Raw genomic sequence first — 19,520 nt, 5'->3', positions numbered from 1 at the left:
GCCGGCATTACCCTCGTGCGCGCTTACGCGCTGATGCCGTATTCCTTCAGCTTCTTGCGCAGGGTGGCGCGGTGGATGCCCAGCATCGCTGCAGCCCGGCTCTGGTTGCCTTCGCAGTGGTTGAGCACTTCCACGAACAACGGGATCTCCATCTCGCGCAGCACGATCTCGTAGACATCGTCCGCGTCGCAGCCATCAAGGTCACGCAGGTAACGGCGCACGGACTGGGCGACATGTTCACGCAGCGGTGGCCGGGCAGCGCCACGACTGTTGTCAGGACGAGAAAGGACAGCGTTCAAGGGGGTTCCCGATTCGGTTGCCCGTGCGCGCGGAGCGCGCGGCCGGACGAGGTGGTGGCGGCCAGTCTAGCGCGAGCGTGCCCGGCCTGCCACGGCCAGTCGTGTCCATCCTGGTCACAGGAAGTCGAAGGTGAATGCGACGGTGGACGCAGCCGGCTCCTGTACACGGAAGGCAATACGCGCGCTCTGTCCCGGCTCCAGCAGGGCCGCACCGGGGTCTTCACCCAGATACTGCGCCGGCGTGAACACTGCGCTGCCGATCACCCGGCCATCCGCATCGGACAGCGACAGGCGCAGCGCCGGCCAGGCCTGTGCCCAGCGAGCATCGTTGCGGATGCTGGCCTGCACCTGCAGGACACCCGCCTGGTTGGGCAGCGGCCGGATCTCGCGGCTGGTCATGGTGAACGCGGTCGGCTCATGCCAGGCGGGCAGGGTGCAGCGCAGGACGCCACACAGCGCCCCGAGCCACGCACGATTGCCGGCGTCGGCGGCCAGTCGCGCACGATCGGCAAGCACGCTTTGCAGAACCAGCAGCAGGGCCAGTCCGGCGACCAGCAGCCAGTGCCAGCGCGGCGTCGGCAGCCTGCGCGCGCGCGCGGCACCGAGGAAGCTGGGCGCGTCGCTGGCAACGGCGGTTGCCTGTACCGCGGCCGATACGGGCTCGATGCGCACTGCTTCATCGGCAATGACAGTGTCATCGTGGTGGTGCTTCATCGCTGCCTGTTGCGATACAGGGTCGATAGGTTCAGCCGGTGCTGCAGCAATGGGCACCGGCGCGGCTGCGTCCGGCGTGTGCGCTTCGGTCGCAGGCGCGGCATCACCTTCCGACGTGGGACGCAGGAAGGTGGCCAGTGGACGGCGCGGTGGGTTCGGCTCGGACATGCTCAGGGCGCGGGCTCGGATCCGGCGGTCATTCAACCACGATCAGGCGCGGCGCACGCCGGTGATGCGCATCCAGTCGCCGTCCTGGGTGGCCTGCAGGTCGTCGAACCACGGCGCATAGCGCTGCAGCAGTTCGCCTTCCTGGCCGTGCAGGATGCCCGACAGGGCGATGCGACCGCCGGCAGCGACGCGCGCGGCCAGCAGTTCGGCCAGCGCATCCAGCGCCGAGGCAAGAATGTTGGCGACCACGACCGGATAGGTCGCGACGGGTTCGTCCTGCGGCAGGTACACGTGCATGCGCGCCTGTTCGCCGTTGCGCTCGGCGTTGTCGGCGGTGGCCACCAGTGCCTGCGGATCGTTGTCGACGCCGATTGCCTCAGCCGCGCCCAGCTTCAGTGCGGCCAGCGCGAGGATGCCCGAGCCACAACCGAAGTCGAGCACGCGCTGGCCCTGCAGCAGGCCATCCACGGCCAACTGGTCCAGCCAGCGCAGGCACAGCGCGGTGGTCGGGTGGGTGCCCGAACCGAACGCCAGGCCCGGATCCAGTCGCACCACGGCGGCATCGGCGGCCTGCGCGGCCTCTGGCAGTTCATGGTTCCACGGCACGATCCAGGTCCGGCTGCCGAAATCCATCGGCTGGAACTGGTCCAGCCAGGCGCGTTCCCAGTCCTCGTCCTCGACCGCGCGGAAGCTGCCGCCGCTCCAGTCCAGTTCCGGATCGAATGCTTCCAGTGCGGCCAGCAGCAACAGCGCATTGCTGTCGGCGGGGAACAACGCGCTCAGCACCAGGGTGTCCCACAGCGGCGTTTCGCCCACACCCGGCTCGAGGATGGCCTGTTCGTTGCTGGTATCGGCCTCGGCATCAAGCAGGGTCACGGCCAGTGCGCCGACGTCCTCCAGCGCGTTTTCATAGCGGGGCTGGGTCGCTTCGGTGCAGCGCAGGGTCAGTTCCAGGAACGGCATGGCAGTGGGGGCAATCGCGGGAAAGGGGGCCATGCTAGACCATCGGGGCGTCTCCGTATTGCCTGAGATGCCGCTCTGGGATGAACGACGCCGATTCAGACAGGCCTGCCGGGCCTTGCTAAACTCCGTGCTTTCCTGTGCGCCCTGATGCTCCACCGCCGCCAATGGCCTTTGCTCCGACCCTGAAAACCTGGTTGCTCGTGCTGCCGGCGGTGGCCGTGCTGGGCGTGGCCGGCTATCGGGCCAGCGGCCACGTGGCGCCGTCCACGGTGCAGGCAGACCTGCCGGGCGTCGCGGTCGCCGATGACAGCGCAGCAGCATTGCAGGTAATGCCGGAAGCACTGGCGCGCCGGCTGGCGGCCTTCGAGCGCGGCAACGCCCTGCCTTCAGGCCTGCCACTGGATCTCCGTGCCGATATCGAAGATGCCACCGATCTGTATGCCTACGCGCAGCGCCTGCGCGTGCAGGCCGATGAGGGCAACCACGAGGCGCGCTGGATGCTCAGCCGTGTCTATGACTACTGCGCACAGTATGCGGTCGACCCGGGCGGCTACCGCCTGGACAACAACGTGCTGGCCGGATCGGGGCTGACCGCCGCGCCGGCGATGGTGCAGGCACGCGAACGTGTCGCGCAGCGCTGCGGTGGCTTTGTGCCTGGCGACAAGCTGGGGCCGCCGCTGGTGCTTGCCGAACGGCGCAAGGCGGCGGAGCAGGGCAACCTGGCAGCCGAGGCAGCGTTGTTCGCCGAAGGCGAGCCGCTGCAGGACAGCCCCGAGTACCGCCGCGACCTGGTCGAGCGGGTGCGCACGTCGCGCGATCCGGAGGCATTCATGGCCATCGCGCCGGGCATGGGGGTGCGCGCCTCGGGCGATCGTGCGCTGAACGGCCTGGTGGCCGGCGAACAGCTCAGTGAACTGGCATGGCGGCTTGCGGCCTGCGAACTCGGTCTACCGTGTGGAGCAGACAGCGTGCTGGTCAACAGTTTTTGTGCGAACGGAGGGATCTGTTCGCAGGATGGAACGCAGGATTTCCGGGATTTCGTGTATGACGCTGCGGTTTCGCGGCAAGGTGCGGGGAAGATGAGGCAATGGATCAAGCGATTGGTTGGAAAGAGGGACGGGCAATGAATTACCGTCGATTCCTGCATGGGGCCAAATTCTGGTTCTGGGTGGCGCTGTTCGTGGCCTATTCGGCCGGTGCGGTTGGCCTGTTGATGATCGACACCTATGAAGATCGCTACCGGCATCTGTCGAAGGTGGAGCTGACCACGGTGAAGGCGCAGGAAGACGTGCGCCGCGCGGGCGCCAGCCAGGTCGCAGCGGTGTATCGCGCGCAGAGCGGCATGCCGTTCGCCTCGCTGCCGGCCGGCAGCACCTTCCAGGTGGTGTGGCCCGACGGCTCGACCGAGACCATGGTGATCGTCGACCCGACTTCGCCCAATGGCGTCCGCCCGTTGGCAAAGTCGCAGATTCCGGCGACGGCGGCCGACGCGCGCTGAAGGTAGCGCCGGGCCATGCCCGGCGGCCTCGCGCTTCGTTGCCATTTCGCCGGGCATGGTCCGGCGGTAGCGGAAGAGAAACAGAAAAGGGCGGGGATATCCCCGCCCTTTTCATGTCCAGCACCTGGCGCCGATCAGGTCAGCGCGATCGGCTTGTTCTTGCGTTCGGCAAGGCGCTTTTCCAGGTAGTGGATGTTCTGGCCACCGGCCTGGAAGCCCTTGTCGCGCATGATCCGCTGCTGCAGCGCGATGTTGGTCTTGATGCCGTCCACCACCATTTCGCTCAGTGCCACCCGCATGCGGGCGATGGCGGTCTCGCGGTCCGGACCGTGCACGATCAGCTTGCCGATCATCGAGTCGTAGTTCGACGGCACGCGGTAGCCACTGTAGATGTGGGTGTCCACGCGCACGCCGGGGCCGCCCGGCGGATGGAAGCCGGTGATGGTGCCCGGGCTCGGCACGAAGGTTTCAGCATCTTCGGCGTTGATGCGGCACTCGATCGCATGACCGGTCAGTACCACGTCGCTCTGCTTGATCGACAGCTTCTGGCCGGCGGCGATCTTCAGCTGCTCGGCCACCAGGTCGATGCCGGTGACCATTTCGGTGACCGGATGCTCCACCTGGATGCGGGTGTTCATTTCGATGAAGTAGAAGCGGCCATCTTCGTACAGGAACTCGAACGTGCCGGCACCGCGGTAGCCGATGCGCACGCAGGCTTCGGTGCACACTTTGCCGATCTGTTCGCGCTGCTCGGCGCTGATGCCCGGTGCCGGTGCTTCTTCCACCACCTTCTGGTGGCGGCGCTGCATCGAGCAGTCGCGCTCACCCAGGTGGATGGCGTTGCCCTGGCCGTCGGCAAGCACCTGGATCTCCACGTGGCGCGGATTTTCCAGGAACTTTTCCATGTAGACCTCACCATTGCCGAACGCGGCCTTGGCCTCGCTCTTGGTGGTTTCGATGGAGGTCTTCAGCGAGGCTTCGGCGTGCACCACGCGCATGCCGCGGCCACCACCGCCACCGGCTGCCTTGATGATGACCGGGTAGCCGATCTCACGGGCGATCTTGGTGTTGGCGACGATGTCATCGCCCAGCGGGCCGCCCGAGCCAGGCACGCACGGCACGCCGGCGGACTTCATCGCGCGGATGGCTTCGACCTTGTCGCCCATCATGCGGATGGTGTCCGCCTTGGGGCCGATGAAGATGAAGCCGGACTCCTCCACGCGCTCGGCGAAGTCGGCGTTCTCCGACAGGAAGCCGTAGCCCGGGTGGATGGCCTGGGCGTCGGTGACTTCAGCGGCAGCAATCAGCGCCGGGATGTTGAGGTAGCTCTGCGGCGACGGCGCGGGTCCGATGCAGACCGACTCGTCGGCCATGGCCACGTGCTTGAGGTTGCGGTCGACCGTGGAATGCACGGCCACCGTGCGGATGCCCAGGGTATGGCACGCGCGCAGGATGCGCAGCGCGATTTCCCCTCGGTTGGCAATGACGACTTTGTCGAGCATGGCGTGCCCCTCAGCCGATCACGAACAGCGGCTGGTCGAACTCCACCGGCTGGCCGTTCTCGCCGAGGATGGCGACGATGGTGCCGGACTTGTCGGCCTCGATCGGGTTGAACATCTTCATCGCTTCGATGATGGCCAGGGTTTCGCCTTCCTTGACCTGCTGGCCAACGCTGACGAAGGCCGGCTTGTCCGGGGCGGCCGAGGCATAGAAGGTGCCGACCATCGGCGAGCGCAGCACGTGGCCTTCCGGCAGCGCCGGGCCCGGCTTGGCGGTGCCGCCGGTGGAGGCTTCGGTCGGCGACTGCATCGGCATCGCCTGCGGTGCGGGGGCGGCCGGGGCGGCATACACCGGTGCCGGCATAGGTGCGGCATAGCCGGCCACCGGGGCACGCGACAGGCGCACCGACTCTTCGCCTTCCTTGATTTCGATTTCGGCCAGGTTCGACTCTTCCAGCAGGTCGATCAGCTTCTTGATTTTGCGGAGATCCATGGTGGCCTCTTTGCTCTTGATGTCAGTGTGGTGGGAAGCGCGTCGCGCTCGGGTCAAAGCAGTTCGTAGAACTCGCGCAGCTGCCGCGTACGGTCGCGCGCGAGGGTGGTCAGGCAGCGCATCTGTGCGCCGTTGCGCGCCGTGCCATCGGAATTGAGGGCATAGACGGCGTTGCAGTCGTGGTCGCGCAGCTGCATCCAGGCACGCTGGGCCAGCACCAGCTGCTGTTCGGCCTCGCCGCAGTAGCTGCAGCTGCCACCGTGGTCCGGCGTGCGCAGCTGCTGGCGCGCCTGGGCGTACACGGTATTGAGTTCAGCGTCTGCAGCCGCCGCTACGTCCGAGGCGCACAGGTCGCTCTCCATCGTGGTGGTCGGGTGCGCACAGTCGATGCCTTCGTCCTTGCGGTCGAACGCCGTGGCCGCGCCGCAGATGCCGGCCCACAGCACGACGCTGGCAAGCACGCGCGGCAGCATCATCACGCGCCGGCCACCCGCACGCGTGCCAGCGCTGCATCCATCGCATAGCGATAGCTGTCGGCACCGAAGCCACAGACCACGCCCACGGCCTTGTCACTGAAGTAGCTGTGCTGGCGGAACGGTTCGCGGGTATGCGGGTTGGACAGGTGGATCTCGATGAACGGCACCGCCACCGCTGCCAGCGCATCGCGCAGGGCCACCGAGGTGTGGGTGAAGGCAGCCGGATTGATCAGGATGAAAGCGGTTCCGTCATTGCGCGCGGCCTGCACGCGGTCCACCAGGACGTGCTCGGCGTTGGACTGCAGGCTCTCCACGGCGTGCCCGGCAGCGGACGCCTGGGCTGCCAGGGCCTGGTCGATGTCGGCCAGCGTGGTGTGGCCGTAGACCTCCGGCTCGCGGGTGCCGAGCAGGTTGAGGTTGGGGCCGTGCAGGACCAGCAGCTTCGCCATGGGATCCGGAAGACGGGAAAGGGCGGCAGTCTGGCGGAACCGGTGGATGCTGTCCAGTTCGGCGAAGTTTGCAGCGTTTCAATTGATCGTTTGAAATCTGCCGGAGCGCTTGTGGCCGTATGGCGGGCGCTGGATCAAGGCGCGCTGAACGCCTTGCAGGCCGGGGATGCATGCACGTAGGCCGACGATGGCGGCAGGCCGGGCGATGGCGGCTGCCGCAATGGGCCGTGATGCCGTAGATCCACGCCATGCGTGGATGGCGGAGTTCGGTGCGCAGCAAGCGACGCACCCACCACTGAGCCATCTGGCCCCCCTCACGTCTCCAACGGCACCGTTGGCACCACATTCGGAAACACTTCTTCCAGCGGCTCCTGCTCGCCCGGCTTCGGCGCCGGCCAGTTGTAGGCGTTCACCGGCTGCGCGCGGTTCACCCACAACGCGTAATACAGATGGTCGGCGCGGCCATCACCGGTATTGGGATGGATCAGGATGGTCAGGCCCAGGCTGTTGAGCTGCAGCCACGGCACCAGGACCGGCAGCAGGTCGTTGGTGAAGCCGAAGTAGAACGAGGGCGTGACGTGCGGGCCGCGCGGCTCCAGGTTCCAGTTGCCCAGCTCCACCGGGAAGCGCTCGGCCGCCCAGCGCCGCAACAGGGCCGCCTTCTCGAAGCTGTCCTCGTCGAAGTAGATATGCGCGTGATAGCTCCTGATATCGGTGTAGGCACGCGGGGTGGCCGGCAGGGTGGCCTCGCCGGGGCGCACACTGGTTGGACGCGGAGTCGACTCGCTGACCGTGGCCTCGCCCCAAGGGCTGCGACCTTGGGGCGCGGGCGGAACAATGGCTCGGAAACCGGGGCGGCCCGGCTCGGTGGTGTTCGCCGCCGCTTCGGCGCGCGCGGCTGCCGGGGCGGCCGCCGCGCTGGCACTGGCCAGGCCACCGGCGGCCAGCCCGGCCGAGGCGATCAGCCGGCGGCGCGTGGGCGAGAGCAGGTCGGCCCACTGGGCATCGTCGTCGGCAGCAAACAGGGCGTTGGTGGCGGAGGTCTGTGGGTCCGGGTGCATGAAGGGCTCCATGGCAGCGTGCAGCGGGGGCAGGCAAGCACGCTCAGGCACCTGCCTCGGCAGCGTCCAATAAGCAGGCGGTATCACCTCATGCCCGTTCACCCCTTGTCATTGAGCGCGGCCGATCGACGGGCTAGGGTGCAGGTCTGCCGCCCTGGAGCCCGCCATGACCTCGCCCGATGCCGACACCCGGCGCAAGCGCGCGACCTTCCGCCAACTGCACGCACAGGGTTGTTTCGTGCTGCCCAATCCGTGGGATGTGGGCAGCGCCCGCTACCTGCAGCGGCAGGGCTTCCAGGCGCTGGCCACGACCAGCGCCGGGTGCGCTTGGAGCGAGGGGCGGCCAGACGGCGCGGTTTCGCTGCAGGCCACGCTGGAACATCTGCGGCTGATGGTGGCGGCGACGCCATTGCCGTTGAACGCCGATTTCGGTGATGGCTTTGGCGCCACACCGCGCGCGGTGGAGGAGGCCGTGGCGGCGGCAATCGATACTGGCGTAGCCGCGTTGTCGATCGAGGACGCCAGTGGCGTGGCCGATGCGCCGTTGAGGCCGATCGACGAGGCGATCCAGCGCCTGCGTGCAGCGCGCTCGGCCATCGACCGTGCCGGCGGCGAGGTGCTGCTGGTCGGCCGGGCGGAGAACTTCTTCGTCGGAGTGCCCGATCTGCAGGACGCACTGCAGCGGCTGCGCGCCTATGCCGAAGCGGGTGCCGATGTGCTGTATGCACCGGGCATCAGTACACGCGAACAGATCAGTGCGGTAGTCGCCGCTGCGGGCTCGAAGCCGGTGAACCTGCTGGTCGGTGGGCCGACGCCGCTGAGCCTGCAGGACATCGCCGCACTCGGCGTGCGCCGGGTCAGTCTCGGCGGTGCGCTGGCGCGTGCGGCGTGGGGTGGCTTGATGCAGGCCACCCAGCCTATCGTGCAGGACGGCCGCTTCGATGGCCTGCAGCACGCGGCCCCGGGCGCGGCGTTGAATACGCTGTTCCGCTGACGGAAACCTGGGTGCCGGCCCAGGTGAGCAGATTGGCAGCAGGTCCACGCCATGCGTGGACGGATGAGCCCGCGACTACAGCGCCTCGATCCCGCCCTTGGGCATGGACACTTCCGGCTCCAGCGCCGGCAGCAGTTGCCGCAGCAGCCCGGGGTTGTCCAGCAGCGCAGTGCCATCGAGATAACGCCAGTCCGCAGTTCCCACGCGGCGTACAGCGACCATGAACGAGGTGCTGCGTATCGGCGATTCGCGCACGCGCAACAGTGACTGGCGTGGCACGAAGCTGACCTCTTCGCCGCCAGCGGCGTAGGTGCGGCCGGGCATGCCGGCTTCGTCGCTGATGACGGTGACCGACTTGCGCAGTTCCTTCACGGTATCGCGGGTCATCCGTGCATAGGCATCATCGCCGCCGGCCAGCTGCTTCAGGCTGGGGTGGGTGCGCGCGATGATCATCTCCGCATCGCCGCGACCGAACGCATCCAGCATCGCCTGCACGTCCTGACGCAATGCCTTTGAATCGCTGGGGCTGAGTTCGCCTGCGAAGGCCGATGGCAGCACTACCGACAGCAGCAGGGCCAGCAATGGGAGAAGCGGGCGTCGATCCATTCTCGGCTATCTCTGGGGGGGAACCGCCGCACTATACGGCGGATGCGGAAACAGCGTCCCACGCATGGCGCTGGTATCCCGACAATCACTACTTACTATTGGTAGTTAGTGAATTCCGGACATCCCCCATGCACAGCCTCATCGTTACCGCCCATCCTGAATCCGGCTCGTTGACCCATGCCATCGCCAAGCGCATCGGCGAAGCCATCACCGCGGCGGATGCCGCCAACACCGTGACCCACGCCGACCTGATGGCCGAAGGTTTCGATCCACGCTTCAACCCACAGGACCAGGCCCTGTTCCGTGGCACCGGCGCAGTTCCGGCCGACGTCGCCGCCGAGCAGGCGCGGCTGGACGCCACCGACACACTGGTACTGGTCTACCCGCTGTACTGGTGGTCATTCCCCGCGCTGCTGAAGGGATGGATCGATCGTGTATTCGCCCAAGGCTGGGCCTACCAGGACGGTGCCGATGGCAAGGTGCAGAAGAAGCTGCGACGGTTGCGCGTGCACTTGGTCGGGATCGGCGGCGCGGGCGCGGACATGATCGAACGACGTGGCTACGGCGCGGCGATGAAGACCCAGATCGACATGGGCATCTTCGACTATTGCGGCGCGCGCGTGCTGTCGTCTGACCTGTTGCTGGACGCTGATTCCGGTGCGGCCGAAGCGCATCTGCAGTCGGCAGGGGAGATCGGCCGTAAAATCGGAACTCCAATGCACTGATCGCCGTGTCCCGCCGATGCCTGCCAACGCCGCTCCCACGCGCCGCCGATTGACCCGCGAGCAACGCGCCCGCCAGTTGCTGGATGTGGCCTGGGCGCTGGTTGGCGACGAAGGTACCGACGCGCTGACGTTGGGGCGGCTGGCCGAGGCCGCGGGCGTGACCAAGCCGGTGGCCTACGATCACTTCGTAACCCGCAACGGATTGCTGGCCGCGCTCTACGATGACTACGACGGCCGGCAGACGATGGTGTTCCACGAGCGCATCGGCCGCGCCCGGGCGCAGCTGGCCGACCGCGCGGCAGCCATCGCCTCCGGCTACATCGATTGCATCCTCAGCCAGGGCAGTGAAGTACAGGGCATCCTCGCAGCGCTGGTGGGCGCGCCGGAACTGCACGAAGTGCGGCGGCGTTACCAGCAGGACTTCATCAACAACTGCGACGCCTGGCTGGGCCCGTTCGCCGCCGATGGCACCGTGCCGTTGGCGGGACGCTGGGCGATTCTCGGTGCTGCCGAAACCCTGTCAGAAGGGGTAGCCGCCGGTGCCCTGGACAAGATGGAGGCCGAACATGAGTTGCAACGCCTGATCGTGGCCACCGTCAAACGGCGCTGAGCCGCTCAGGCGTCGGCGCTGCTGCCGGCCAGCGCAGCGAATCCGGCGGCCAGCCGTTCGCGTACCAGAGCATCGCGTGCGTCGCGACTGTCCGAGCCAAGCACCACTGTGATCAGCCGTACCGGATGCGCGCGCCGTGGCACAGGTTGGCAGGCGGTGGCGGCCAGGCAGAAGCCCGCGGCCTGGGTGTAGCCGGTCTTCAAGCCATCCACGCCGTCATCGCCAAGCAGGGCATTCTGGTTGTTGCGGCTGAAGCTGCCGTGCGCGAACGCGCGCTGTGCGGTGACGGCCAGAATCTGCGGATGATCGTTCAGCAGGCAGGCCGCCAGCACTGCCATGTCGCGCGCGCTGGACGCATGGTGTGGCGTGGTGATGCCGGAGACGCTGGCGAACCAGGTGCTGCGCAGGCCGAGCTGGCGTGCGTGCCGGTTCATGCGGTCCAGGAATGCAGACTGTGATCCGTCCAGATGACGCGCGATGGCCAGCGCCGCATCATTGCCGGAGACGATCATCAACCCTTCCAGCAAGCGTGCCAGGCTGACCCTTTCGCCGGGCACCAGGCCCATCCGCGTTTCATCATCGGCCACCGCGTGCACGTCTTCGGCGGCAATGGTGACCGCCTCGTCCCATGTGCGACCCCCTTCTTCGATGCACGCATACGCTGCGTAGGCGGTCATCAGTTTGGTCAGCGACGCCGGCTGCCGCGCGACCCCGGCGTTGTCCTGATGGATCACCTCGAAGGTGGCGGCATCGAGGGTGATGAAGGAGAGAGGCGCGCGTGCAGGGGAAGAAGACGGCATGGAAGCTGCGGTGGCGAGGGGAAGCTCGCAGGATAGTGCGCATCGGCTGCATGAAGCTGCAATATTGAAACGATATAACGTTCGAAAAAATGGGCCGCCACTGGCCTGACGGGACCTCCGATGACTGCACACATGCCACGCCGTTGGCTCCCTTCCTCTCTGCTGCTCGCGCTGCTCGCGTTCGGTGGCTGTCAGCCGAACCTGCGCGCCGATACCGCTGCGGCCAGCACCACGCGCCCGCACAACGTGATCGTAATGATCAACGACGGTGCCGGTTGGGGCACCTGGGACGCGGCTGCCTACTGGCAGTACGGCAGCCGCGAAGGCGCCCCCTATGCGGACTTCCCGCAGCGCCTCGCCGTGACCACCTATCCGTTGAACGCCAGCAGCCAGTCGACCCGCGACAACGCGCAGACCCTCGGCTACGACGCGGCCAAAGCATGGGATGACTCCCCGGTTCCCGCGCAGGACCTGCCGTTCGCCGGCTACCAGTACCTGGCCGCGGTCGCCACCGACAGTGCAGCGGCGGGCACGGCGTTGTCCTCGGGCATCAAGACCTACAACAACGCCATCAACTACAGCAACGATGGCAACGCGGTCGAATTCAATACGCTGCATGCCAAGCGCCTGGGCATGGCCACCGGCGTGGTCACCTCGGTGCCGTTCGCACATGCCACGCCGGCCGCGTTCGCTGCGCAGAACGAATCGCGCAACAACTATCACGCCATTGCGCACCAGATGCTGGCGCAGGGCCACATGGACCTGGTGATGGGTACTGGTGGTCCCGGCTACAGCGTTGATGGCCATGCCTGTGACGAAGGCGCGGGCGCGGTGAAGGCCGAGGGCTGTGCGAACCCGTGGGAGTGGGTGTCGCAGCAGGATTGGCAGCAGCTGGAAGCGGGCAGCACCATCGCCGGTAATCCGTCCGGGCCGTGGCGCCTGATCCGCAGCAAGGAGGCGTTCGCTGCGCTGGCGCAGGGACGGCTGCCGACCGACCGGCCGCTGATCGGCGTGCCGCGCGTGGCCAACACGCTGCAGCAGGCGCGCCAGCTGCAGGTGCTGGGCAAGGACGCGGCCACGCCTTCTGGTGTGAGGAAGATCGACAGCGTGCCGGATCTTGCAACCATGACCCGCGGTGCGCTGCAGTTCCTGCAGCAGCGTTCGGCCGAGGGCCTGTTCCTGATGGTGGAAGGTGGCGCTACCGACTGGGCCGCGCATACCAGCGCCTGCGGCACCGAATGGCGCTACGGCCAGTGCGGCGACCAGCCGCAGTACGGCCGGCTGATCGAGGAAACCGTGGAGTTCAACGACGCGGTGACAGCAGTGATCGAGTGGATCGAACGCAACGGTGGCTGGGAACGCACCCTGCTGATCGTCACCACCGACCACGACAACAGCATGCCGATGGGCCCGGATGCACAGAGCGTGGCCTTCGAGCCGGTGCGCAACAACGGCCGTGGACGCATGCCGGGGATGAGCTTCCGTCCCACCGGCAACCATTCCAATGCACTGGTGCCGTTGTGGGCCAAGGGGGCGGGGTCGGAGCTGCTGGGCCAGCGCGTGCGGGGCGTCGACGAGGGCTACCGCCAGCATGTGCGCTGGAACGACGGCAGTTACATCGACAACACCGACGTGGCTGCGGCGGTGCAGGAAGCACTGCAGCGCTAGGGTAGTGCCTGCCGCTGGCCGGCAACCTCGGTGACCGGGCATCTTGCCGCTGCCGGCCAGCGGCCGGCACTACCGGGAGTGCTGCTGGGCGGTGGGGACGGCGACGGGGAAGGGCTGGCCAGTTGCCGCGCCAGCTCGGCGTTGGTCACATGGCCATGCAGGAACAACAGGCCGCTGAAGATGTTCATGTGCGTACCTCCACTTGAGTGGATTGCACGATACGGGCAGCATGGAAGGCGAAAAAGCGACATTTCCGCAAGCTTGCCTTGAGAGGAATTCAAGCCTGATGTCCCGCCCACCCCTCCATGCCCTGCAGGGTTTCGTGGCTGCCGCCCGGCTTGGCAACCTGTCGCGCGCGGCGGCGTCGATGAACCTGACCGTCAGTGCACTCAGCCATCAGATGCGCCAGCTGGAAGAGCGGCTCGGGCAGCCGCTGCTGGTCCGCCAGCCACGTGGTGTCACCCTCACCCTTGAGGGGCAGCGCCTGCTCGACCAGGTGGGTCCGCACCTGGATGCGATCAACGAAGCCTTCCAGCCCTATGCCGCGCGTGCCGAGCACGTGCTGACGATCAGCGCGGTGCCATCGATGGCGTCGGCCTGGCTGGTGCCGCGCCTGGGCCACTTCGTGGCTGAGCACCCACAGATCGAGATCAACCTGCAGTCGAGTGAGCGCCTGGTGGATTTCGAGCGTCAGCGGCAGTTCGACGCGGCGCTGCGGCTGGGCAGCGGGCACTGGCCCGGGCTGGTGGTGGAGCCATTGTTTGACGAGTGGCTGCTGCCGATGGCCAGCCCGGCGCTGATTGAACGCATGGGCGGTATCGACCGCGTACCGCTGACCCAGTGGCCACTGCTGGGTGATCCTGACGGCGCGTGGGGCGCGTGGTTCGCCTTGAGCGGGCAGAGCCCGCCGCCGCGCTTCGTGGCGGTGCTGGATGATTCGGAAGCGCACCATCGCGCGGCGCTGGATGGCGTGGGCGTGGCGCTCGGACGGGTGACCCGGGCACGCCTGCTGCTGGAATCCGGCCAGCTGGTTGCGCTGTCCAGCCAGCGCCTGAAGACGGCGTGGCCGCATTGGCTGGTGTACCCGCAGCGCTCGGCCAGCCATCGTGGCTTCCTTGCTTTCCGCGACTGGCTGCATGCGCAGGCCGCCGAGCACGTGCGGCACATGGCAGGGCAAGGGCCGCACGGCTAGACAGGTGCACCGGCCTGTCCGGCCGCTGTCATCAGGGCGTGGCCGGCCGCGGCGAAGCTGGGCACCTCCACCCAACACCGCCTGCCGCCATGCGCTACCGCCTCGCCGTTCTTGATATCGCCGGAACCACCGTTGCCGACCCGGGACTGGTCGCCCGCGCCTTCGTTGAAGCGATGGCCGCCGCCGGCCACGCCATCGACGTAGAGCACGTGCGCCCGTTGATGGGCTACCCCAAGCCGCAGGCGATCGCCCGCCTGTTGGGGACTGCGGTGGACGACCCGCACGTGGCGCCGATCCATGCCGACTTCGTGGCGCGCATGCTCGAGTGCTACCGCCATGCACCGGGCATCGCGCCGCTGCCGGGTGCCGAGGTACTGTTCGAAACGCTGCGCGCGCACGGCATCCGCATCGGCCTGGATACCGGCTTCTCGCGTGACATTGCCGAGGTGATCATCGAGCGGCTCGGTTGGCAGGATCGCATCGATGCGTTGGTGGCCAGCGATGAGGTCCCGATGGGTCGCCCCGCGCCGTACATGATCCATGCGCTGATGCAGCGCACCGGTGTGGATGACGCCGCCGCTGTAGTGAAGGTGGGCGACACCGAGGTCGACATCAACGAAGGCCGCAATGCCGGCGTCGGCCTGAACATCGCGGTCACAACCGGTGCGTTCACCCGTTCCGAACTGCTGCCGCATGGTCCGGATCACATCATCGACCACCTCGACCGCCTGCCGGCGCTGCTCGGCCTGGCACGTTCCGGCACGGTCGCCGCTGCATGAGCCGGCCCTCGCTGCGGGCTCGGCTGCAGGGGCATCGGTTGGCGCTGACGGTGTTCGCCGGCAGTGCCGCGCTGTCCACCTATGCGTGCATGTATGCCTTTCGCAAGCCATTCGCCGCCGCATCGTTCGATGACCAGCATCTGTTCGGCGCCGACTACAAGGTGTGGCTGGTGGTGGCGCAGGTGCTGGGCTACATGTGCAGCAAGTTCATCGGCGTGCGGGTGATCGGCGAACTGCGCGCCGAGCGCCGCGCCAGCCTGCTGCTGGGCCTGATCGGCATTTCCTGGTTGGCACTGCTCGGCTTCGCGCTGGTGCCGGCGCCGTGGAACATCCCGTTCCTGTTCCTCAACGGCCTGCCGCTGGGCATGGTGTGGGGCCTGGTGTTCAGCTACCTGGAAGGGCGACGGACCACCGAAGCGATGGGCGCGATCCTTGCCTCCAGTTTCATCATGGCCTCCGGCGTGGTGAAGTCGGTCGGAAAATGGCTGCTGCTGCAGGGCGTTAGCGAGTTCTGGATGCCGTTCCTGTGCGGCCTGCTGTTCCTGCCGCTGCTGCTGGTGTCGGTACGCATGCTGGAACGCATTCCCGCCCCGGATGCCGCCGACCTGCGCGAGCGCTCGCCGCGGCTACCGATGGACCGCGCGCAGCGTCGCGCCTTCGTGCGCCGCTTCCTGCCGGGGCTGGCGCTGATGATCCTGTGCTACGTGTGCCTGACCGTGGTCCGCGATTTCCGCGACAGCTTTGAAGCCGAGCTGTTCCGCGAGCTGGGCTACGGTGGCAGCGCCGGCGTGTTCGCCGCCATCGAAACGCCGGTGGCGTTCGCGGTGCTGGCACTGACCGCCGGCCTGACCTGGTTCCGCAACAACCTCAACGGCCTGATGGCGTTGCACGCGCTGATGTTCATCGGCCTGGCCACTGCAGGACTGAGCACGCTGGCGTTCCGCGAAGGCATGCTGCATCCGCTGGCGTGGCTGGGCCTGGTGGGCTTCGGCCTGTACCTGGCCTACGTGCCCTTCAACTGCGTGTTCTTCGAACGCCTGATCGCCACCTTCAAGGTCGCTGGCAACGTCGGCTTCGTGATGTACCTGGCCGATGCGTTCGGCTACCTGGGCAGTGTGCTGGTCCTGCTTGGCCACGAATTCTCTGGCCTGCAGCTGTCGTGGGTGCGCTTTTTCTCCAGTGCGGTCATCCATCTGTCGTTGCTGGGCGGTGCCTGCCTGCTGCTGTCCCTGCTGTACTTCCACCACAAGGCGCTGCGCCTGGCCCGCATGCCAGCACTCGCCTCCGTCTGAGTCCATCCCCCATGAAGAACACAACCGCCCTCGTGGTCGGTGCCGGCATCGTCGGCCTGGCCGTGGCCCGCGCGCTGGCCGTGCGTGGCTGCAAGGTCACCGTGCTGGAGCGCCATGAACGCGCTGTCGGCGCCTCCATCCGCAACTTCGGCATGGTCTGGCCGATCGGCGTGCCCAATGGACCGCTGTATGAGCGCGCGCTGCGCTCGCGGCAGATCTGGCAGGAGCTGATCGACGTGGCCGGCCTCTGGCACGATCCCAGTGGCTCGTTGCATGTGGCCCATGCCGACGACGAATGGGCCGTGCTGCAGCAGTATGCGACGGCCAATGCGCAGCTGCGCCCATGCCGCCTGCTGGATCGGGATGCGGCGCTGGCGAAGTCGCCGGCACTGGTGGCGCGCGAGCTGCGCGGCGCGCTGTTCAATGCCGATGAGCTGGTGGTCGATCCGCGCCAGGCGATCCGCGCGCTGCCGGACGTGCTGCATGAACAGCACGGTGTGCAGTTCCATTGGCGCACGCCGGTAACGGCGGTGGAGAGCGGTCGGGTGTGGTCCGGCAGCCGCCTGTTCGAGGCGGATCAGGTGTTCGTCTGCAGCGGTCCGGAGTTCGAGCAGTTGTATCCGGAGCGGTACGCGGCAGCACCATTGACCCGCTGCAAGCTGCAGATGCTGCGGTTGGCCGCACAGCCGTCCGGGTTCCGCCTGGGTGCGGCCCTCTGTGGCGGCCTGTCGCTGGTGCACTACGCCGGATTCCGCGAGGCCGCCGATGTCGCGCCGTTGCAGGCGCGTTACCAGGCCGAGCATGCCGACCTGATCGAGCTCGGCATCCACGTGATGGCCGCGCAGAACGGCCAGGGTGAAATCACCATTGGTGATTCGCATGCCTACGCACATACGCACGATCCGTTCGATGAGCACGCCATCAACCAGAAGGTGCTCGATTACCTGTCCCGTTTCATGCAGGTACCCGACGCGCGCATTGCGCAGACCTGGCACGGCATCTATCCCAAGCTGCTGGATGGCAGCAGCGAATTCGTCGCCGAGCCGGCACCGGGCGTGACCATCGTCAACGCCATCGGTGGCGGTGGTCTGGGCATGACGCTCAGCTTCGGTCTGGCCGAAGAGCTGGTGGACGGCCGCTACACGGCGCTGCGGCGCGCAGCCTGAGGCGCTGCACGCGGCGGGTGCAATGCCCGCCGCGCTTTCGCTAGAGGTCGCTGCTGACCATCAGCTGCACCCAGTCACCGGCGAAGCAGGTGATGCCGAACTGCACCGCTTGCCCCTGTGGATCGACATTCAGCGAATGCACGCACAGCACCGGCCGTCGCGTCGATTGCCCGAGCACGCGCGCGACCTCGGCATCGGGCAGGCGCGCCATCACCGTGGTGTGCCGGCGCAGGTAGTCGGTCACCCCGAATGCGGCCAGCGTGCGGGTCACCGACGGCGTGCGTGCGAACACCTCGCCCAGCCCCGGGAAGCGGGTGGCCGGGAAATAGGCTTCGCTGTGGTCCACAGTACGGTCTTCCACCTGGCTGGAGTACACCACCCGATGCACGCGCTCGCCAGCGATCAGGCCGAGCGCGCGCGCTACCTGGCGGCTGGGCACCTGCACCCGGGTGTCGATCAGGGTGTAGTGGCTTTCTACGTTCAGGTCATGCATGGCCCGGCCGAAACGCGTGCGTCGGCTGATCGGGTAGTGGTACGGATGCTCCTGCACGAAGCTGCCGCGGCCGGTTTCGGTGCGAATGTAGCCGCGCTCCTCCAACGCCTCGATCGCGCGCCGCACGGTATGGCGGTTGACTGCGAAGCGCGTGGCCAGGTCCTGCGCCGAGGGCAGCTGGTCGCCTTCCACCAGCTGGCGTTCGCGGATCTGCCGCAGCAGCGCCTGTTCGATCTGCTGCCACAGCGGCAGCGCCGAATCGCGCGGCGTCAAGGCCGGGTCGGTCATGGTCATCAAACCTCCATCTGCGGCTGCTGGACTAGACAGGTGCACTGCACGTGCGGGCATATCAACGCGTTGCGGTTGCAACGGCATGACACAGACGGCGAAATCCATGGGCGAGCGCATTCTCGACAACCTGAAGCTGGTGCTGGCCGACGAGGTCGTGCACGGCCACGTGGTGCTGGACGGGCCGTGTATCCGCGCGGTGGGGCGGGGGCGGGTGGGGCTGCCGGGCGCAGAAGACTGTGGCGGCGACTGGCTGATGCCGGGGTTTGTCGAGCTGCATACCGACAATCTGGAGAAACACCTGGTGCCGCGCCCGGGCGTGGCGTTTCCCGCCGCGGCGGCCGTGCAGGCGCACGATGCACAGTTGCTGGCTGCTGGCATCACCACGGCCTGCGATGCCTTGGCGGTGGGCGACGTGGAAGCCGACAGCGTGCGCGTGCGCAGTTTGCAGGCCGCCCATGCGGCGCTGGTTGAGGCGCGCCGCGCCGGCGGCCTGCGCGGCGACCACTACCTGCACCTGCGTGCCGAGCTGCCGTATTCCGGGTTGCTGCCATTGCTGGAGCCACTGCTGGATGATCCGGCGGTGCGCCTTCTGTCGCTGACCGATCACACGCCGGGGCAGCGCCAGTTCCGGAATCTGCAGCGCTATGCGGCCTACTACGGTTTGCCGACCGACACGGAGACCGGTTACCTGGATAAGCTGCTGCAGGCACGCCGTGCGCAACAGGCGCGCTATCGTCAAGCACACCTGCAACAGGTGCTGCAGTGGGGGCGCAGCCGCGGCCTGTGCCTGGCCAGCCACGACGACACGGTGGCTGCGGATGTAGATGAAGCCGTGGCCTGTGGTGCACGCATCTGCGAGTTCCCGACCACGCTGGAGGCCGCTGCCGCCGCACGTGCAGCCGGTCTGACAATCGTCGCCGGCGCACCCAACCTGGTGCTGGGCGGCTCGCATTCCGGCAACGTGGCGGCGCTGGAACTGGCACGTGCCGGCTGCCTCGATGTGCTGTCCTCCGACTATGTGCCCGCCAGCCTGCTGCCGGCGCTGGGCGTGCTGTGCGCGCAGCTGGGCTGGAGCCTGCCACGTGCGGTGGCCACGGTCAGCCATGCGCCGGCGCAGGCGCTGGGCCTGCAGGATCGCGGTCGCATCGGCGAAGGCCTGCGCGCCGACCTGCTGCGGGTGCGTGGGTCCACGCCGGACTACGTGGCCGAGGTCTGGGTGGCCGGCCGTCGCCTGCTGGCCCAGTAGCCGCCGCGGTGCGAACACCTAGACAGCTGCCCCGACCT

The 19,520-nt window shown here is 67.5% G+C and carries 23 protein-coding genes; 11 read left to right on the top strand and 12 right to left on the bottom strand.

Translation table 11 applies throughout. The annotated features are described in order from the left end of the window. Window positions 1–23 precede the first annotated feature (23 nt). From fis to prmA, 3 genes are all read right to left on the bottom strand, one after another. On the bottom strand, window positions 24–299 hold the full coding sequence (gene fis, locus V9K93_RS07040) for a DNA-binding transcriptional regulator Fis (protein ID WP_006397198.1): 276 nt from the start codon (window positions 297–299) through the stop codon (window positions 24–26). A gap of 114 nt (window positions 300–413) precedes the next feature. Next, a complete protein-coding gene (locus V9K93_RS07035) occupies window positions 414–1,181 on the bottom strand; it encodes a DUF3426 domain-containing protein (protein WP_337302261.1) in 768 nt (255 codons plus the stop codon). 42 nt (window positions 1,182–1,223) lie between these two features. Continuing rightward, a complete protein-coding gene (gene prmA, locus V9K93_RS07030; RefSeq protein ID WP_012512271.1) occupies window positions 1,224–2,144 on the bottom strand; it encodes a 50S ribosomal protein L11 methyltransferase in 921 nt (306 codons plus the stop codon). 164 nt (window positions 2,145–2,308) lie between these two features. On the opposite strand from prmA, the gene V9K93_RS07025 reads away from it, so the two are divergent. Both V9K93_RS07025 and V9K93_RS07020 read left to right on the top strand, forming a co-directional pair. Beyond that, window positions 2,309–3,271 (top strand): hypothetical protein, encoded by a 963-nt coding sequence (locus tag V9K93_RS07025; RefSeq protein WP_046986043.1) that lies wholly within the window; start codon window positions 2,309–2,311, stop codon window positions 3,269–3,271. Further along, window positions 3,268–3,642 (top strand): hypothetical protein, encoded by a 375-nt coding sequence (locus V9K93_RS07020; RefSeq protein WP_065723554.1) that lies wholly within the window; start codon window positions 3,268–3,270, stop codon window positions 3,640–3,642. The genes V9K93_RS07025 and V9K93_RS07020 overlap by 4 nt, the downstream gene beginning before the upstream one ends. A 134-nt stretch (window positions 3,643–3,776) precedes the next feature. On the opposite strand, the gene accC is transcribed toward V9K93_RS07020, so the two are convergent. From accC to V9K93_RS06995, 5 genes are all read right to left on the bottom strand, one after another. Beyond that, complete coding sequence (gene accC / locus V9K93_RS07015) at window positions 3,777–5,144, bottom strand: acetyl-CoA carboxylase biotin carboxylase subunit (RefSeq protein WP_006397186.1); 1,368 nt, start codon at window positions 5,142–5,144, stop codon at window positions 3,777–3,779. Between the two features lie 10 nt (window positions 5,145–5,154). Then, a complete protein-coding gene (gene accB / locus V9K93_RS07010; RefSeq protein ID WP_006397184.1) occupies window positions 5,155–5,634 on the bottom strand; it encodes an acetyl-CoA carboxylase biotin carboxyl carrier protein in 480 nt (159 codons plus the stop codon). 53 nt (window positions 5,635–5,687) lie between these two features. Beyond that, complete coding sequence (locus tag V9K93_RS07005) at window positions 5,688–6,110, bottom strand: lysozyme inhibitor LprI family protein (protein WP_012512269.1); 423 nt, start codon at window positions 6,108–6,110, stop codon at window positions 5,688–5,690. Next, window positions 6,110–6,559, bottom strand: a complete 450-nt coding sequence (gene aroQ, locus V9K93_RS07000) for a type II 3-dehydroquinate dehydratase (RefSeq protein WP_136639400.1) — start codon at window positions 6,557–6,559, stop codon at window positions 6,110–6,112. Before aroQ ends, V9K93_RS07005 begins: the two co-directional genes overlap by 1 nt. Before the next feature lie 314 nt (window positions 6,560–6,873). After that, complete coding sequence (locus tag V9K93_RS06995; RefSeq protein ID WP_136639399.1) at window positions 6,874–7,620, bottom strand: DOPA 4,5-dioxygenase family protein; 747 nt, start codon at window positions 7,618–7,620, stop codon at window positions 6,874–6,876. Between the two features lie 166 nt (window positions 7,621–7,786). Here V9K93_RS06995 and V9K93_RS06990 point away from each other — a divergent pair, with 166 nt between their 5' ends. After that, window positions 7,787–8,614, top strand: a complete 828-nt coding sequence (locus V9K93_RS06990) for an isocitrate lyase/PEP mutase family protein (RefSeq protein ID WP_337302260.1) — start codon at window positions 7,787–7,789, stop codon at window positions 8,612–8,614. A 75-nt stretch (window positions 8,615–8,689) separates the two neighbouring features. On the opposite strand, the gene V9K93_RS06985 is transcribed toward V9K93_RS06990, so the two are convergent. Continuing rightward, window positions 8,690–9,220: a hypothetical protein gene (locus V9K93_RS06985; RefSeq protein WP_046986039.1), complete on the bottom strand. Its 531-nt coding sequence runs from the start codon at window positions 9,218–9,220 to the stop codon at window positions 8,690–8,692. A gap of 128 nt (window positions 9,221–9,348) precedes the next feature. Here V9K93_RS06985 and V9K93_RS06980 point away from each other — a divergent pair, with 128 nt between their 5' ends. Together V9K93_RS06980 and V9K93_RS06975 are read left to right on the top strand one after the other, a co-directional pair. Next, a complete protein-coding gene (locus tag V9K93_RS06980; RefSeq protein ID WP_046986038.1) occupies window positions 9,349–9,945 on the top strand; it encodes an NAD(P)H-dependent oxidoreductase in 597 nt (198 codons plus the stop codon). A 16-nt stretch (window positions 9,946–9,961) separates the two neighbouring features. Next, window positions 9,962–10,555 carry a TetR/AcrR family transcriptional regulator gene (locus tag V9K93_RS06975; protein ID WP_253078602.1) on the top strand — a complete coding sequence of 198 codons (594 nt, stop codon included), beginning with the start codon at window positions 9,962–9,964 and terminating at the stop codon, window positions 10,553–10,555. Between the two features lie 5 nt (window positions 10,556–10,560). Here V9K93_RS06975 and V9K93_RS06970 read toward each other — a convergent pair whose 3' ends face one another. Then, entirely contained in the window at window positions 10,561–11,355 is a 795-nt protein-coding gene (locus V9K93_RS06970) for a D-alanyl-D-alanine carboxypeptidase family protein (RefSeq protein WP_136639397.1), read from the bottom strand. Between the two features lie 120 nt (window positions 11,356–11,475). Here V9K93_RS06970 and V9K93_RS06965 point away from each other — a divergent pair, with 120 nt between their 5' ends. After that, entirely contained in the window at window positions 11,476–13,023 is a 1,548-nt protein-coding gene (locus tag V9K93_RS06965; RefSeq protein WP_337302259.1) for an alkaline phosphatase, read from the top strand. On the opposite strand, the gene V9K93_RS06960 is transcribed toward V9K93_RS06965, so the two are convergent. Continuing rightward, window positions 13,020–13,211, bottom strand: coding sequence for a hypothetical protein (locus tag V9K93_RS06960; RefSeq protein ID WP_046986035.1), 192 nt, complete (start codon window positions 13,209–13,211; stop codon window positions 13,020–13,022). The genes V9K93_RS06965 and V9K93_RS06960 overlap by 4 nt on opposite strands. 98 nt (window positions 13,212–13,309) lie before the next feature. Between V9K93_RS06960 and V9K93_RS06955 the strand changes: the two genes are divergently transcribed. From V9K93_RS06955 to V9K93_RS06940, 4 genes are all read left to right on the top strand, one after another. After that, window positions 13,310–14,215, top strand: a complete 906-nt coding sequence (locus V9K93_RS06955) for a LysR substrate-binding domain-containing protein (RefSeq protein WP_046986034.1) — start codon at window positions 13,310–13,312, stop codon at window positions 14,213–14,215. Window positions 14,216–14,304: 89 nt separating this feature from the next. Continuing rightward, the gene (locus V9K93_RS06950; RefSeq protein ID WP_136639394.1) at window positions 14,305–14,994 is read left to right on the top strand and encodes an HAD family hydrolase; all 690 of its coding nucleotides are present in this window, start codon (window positions 14,305–14,307) and stop codon (window positions 14,992–14,994) included. Further along, the gene (locus tag V9K93_RS06945; RefSeq protein WP_136639393.1) at window positions 14,991–16,286 is read left to right on the top strand and encodes a DUF5690 family protein; all 1,296 of its coding nucleotides are present in this window, start codon (window positions 14,991–14,993) and stop codon (window positions 16,284–16,286) included. Before V9K93_RS06950 ends, V9K93_RS06945 begins: the two co-directional genes overlap by 4 nt. 11 nt (window positions 16,287–16,297) lie before the next feature. Next, the gene (locus V9K93_RS06940) at window positions 16,298–17,452 is read left to right on the top strand and encodes a TIGR03364 family FAD-dependent oxidoreductase (protein WP_253078598.1); all 1,155 of its coding nucleotides are present in this window, start codon (window positions 16,298–16,300) and stop codon (window positions 17,450–17,452) included. A 40-nt stretch (window positions 17,453–17,492) separates the two neighbouring features. Here the strand turns inward: V9K93_RS06940 and phnF are convergent, their stop codons facing one another. After that, window positions 17,493–18,239, bottom strand: coding sequence for a phosphonate metabolism transcriptional regulator PhnF (gene phnF, locus V9K93_RS06935; protein ID WP_169050354.1), 747 nt, complete (start codon window positions 18,237–18,239; stop codon window positions 17,493–17,495). Between the two features lie 100 nt (window positions 18,240–18,339). Between phnF and V9K93_RS06930 the strand changes: the two genes are divergently transcribed. Continuing rightward, the gene (locus V9K93_RS06930; RefSeq protein WP_337302258.1) at window positions 18,340–19,482 is read left to right on the top strand and encodes an alpha-D-ribose 1-methylphosphonate 5-triphosphate diphosphatase; all 1,143 of its coding nucleotides are present in this window, start codon (window positions 18,340–18,342) and stop codon (window positions 19,480–19,482) included. The last annotated feature ends 38 nt before the right edge of the window (window positions 19,483–19,520 follow it).

Origin of the sequence: Stenotrophomonas sp. CCNWLW162 (assembly GCF_037203745.1) — a bacterium.
GTDB lineage: Bacteria > Pseudomonadota > Gammaproteobacteria > Xanthomonadales > Xanthomonadaceae > Stenotrophomonas > Stenotrophomonas maltophilia_AQ.
The sequence above is the reverse complement of the archived record's forward strand: the minus strand, read 5'-3'. Positions and strand labels throughout refer to the sequence as shown.

Coding starts and splice junctions, on each gene's coding strand:
- V9K93_RS07035 (WP_337302261.1), bottom strand. CDS start 1,181: ATGTCCGAGCCGAACCCACCGCGCCGTCCACTGGCCACCTTCCTGCGT.
- prmA (WP_012512271.1), bottom strand. CDS start 2,144: ATGCCGTTCCTGGAACTGACCCTGCGCTGCACCGAAGCGACCCAGCCC.
- V9K93_RS07025 (WP_046986043.1), top strand. CDS start 2,309: ATGGCCTTTGCTCCGACCCTGAAAACCTGGTTGCTCGTGCTGCCGGCG.
- V9K93_RS07020 (WP_065723554.1), top strand. CDS start 3,268: ATGAATTACCGTCGATTCCTGCATGGGGCCAAATTCTGGTTCTGGGTG.
- accC (WP_006397186.1), bottom strand. CDS start 5,144: ATGCTCGACAAAGTCGTCATTGCCAACCGAGGGGAAATCGCGCTGCGC.
- accB (WP_006397184.1), bottom strand. CDS start 5,634: ATGGATCTCCGCAAAATCAAGAAGCTGATCGACCTGCTGGAAGAGTCG.
- V9K93_RS07005 (WP_012512269.1), bottom strand. CDS start 6,110: ATGATGCTGCCGCGCGTGCTTGCCAGCGTCGTGCTGTGGGCCGGCATC.
- aroQ (WP_136639400.1), bottom strand. CDS start 6,559: ATGGCGAAGCTGCTGGTCCTGCACGGCCCCAACCTCAACCTGCTCGGC.
- V9K93_RS06995 (WP_136639399.1), bottom strand. CDS start 7,620: ATGCACCCGGACCCACAGACCTCCGCCACCAACGCCCTGTTTGCTGCC.
- V9K93_RS06990 (WP_337302260.1), top strand. CDS start 7,787: ATGACCTCGCCCGATGCCGACACCCGGCGCAAGCGCGCGACCTTCCGC.
- V9K93_RS06985 (WP_046986039.1), bottom strand. CDS start 9,220: ATGGATCGACGCCCGCTTCTCCCATTGCTGGCCCTGCTGCTGTCGGTA.
- V9K93_RS06980 (WP_046986038.1), top strand. CDS start 9,349: ATGCACAGCCTCATCGTTACCGCCCATCCTGAATCCGGCTCGTTGACC.
- V9K93_RS06975 (WP_253078602.1), top strand. CDS start 9,962: ATGCCTGCCAACGCCGCTCCCACGCGCCGCCGATTGACCCGCGAGCAA.
- V9K93_RS06970 (WP_136639397.1), bottom strand. CDS start 11,355: ATGCCGTCTTCTTCCCCTGCACGCGCGCCTCTCTCCTTCATCACCCTC.
- V9K93_RS06965 (WP_337302259.1), top strand. CDS start 11,476: ATGACTGCACACATGCCACGCCGTTGGCTCCCTTCCTCTCTGCTGCTC.
- V9K93_RS06960 (WP_046986035.1), bottom strand. CDS start 13,211: ATGAACATCTTCAGCGGCCTGTTGTTCCTGCATGGCCATGTGACCAAC.
- V9K93_RS06955 (WP_046986034.1), top strand. CDS start 13,310: ATGTCCCGCCCACCCCTCCATGCCCTGCAGGGTTTCGTGGCTGCCGCC.
- V9K93_RS06950 (WP_136639394.1), top strand. CDS start 14,305: ATGCGCTACCGCCTCGCCGTTCTTGATATCGCCGGAACCACCGTTGCC.
- V9K93_RS06945 (WP_136639393.1), top strand. CDS start 14,991: ATGAGCCGGCCCTCGCTGCGGGCTCGGCTGCAGGGGCATCGGTTGGCG.
- V9K93_RS06940 (WP_253078598.1), top strand. CDS start 16,298: ATGAAGAACACAACCGCCCTCGTGGTCGGTGCCGGCATCGTCGGCCTG.
- phnF (WP_169050354.1), bottom strand. CDS start 18,239: ATGACCATGACCGACCCGGCCTTGACGCCGCGCGATTCGGCGCTGCCG.
- V9K93_RS06930 (WP_337302258.1), top strand. CDS start 18,340: ATGGGCGAGCGCATTCTCGACAACCTGAAGCTGGTGCTGGCCGACGAG.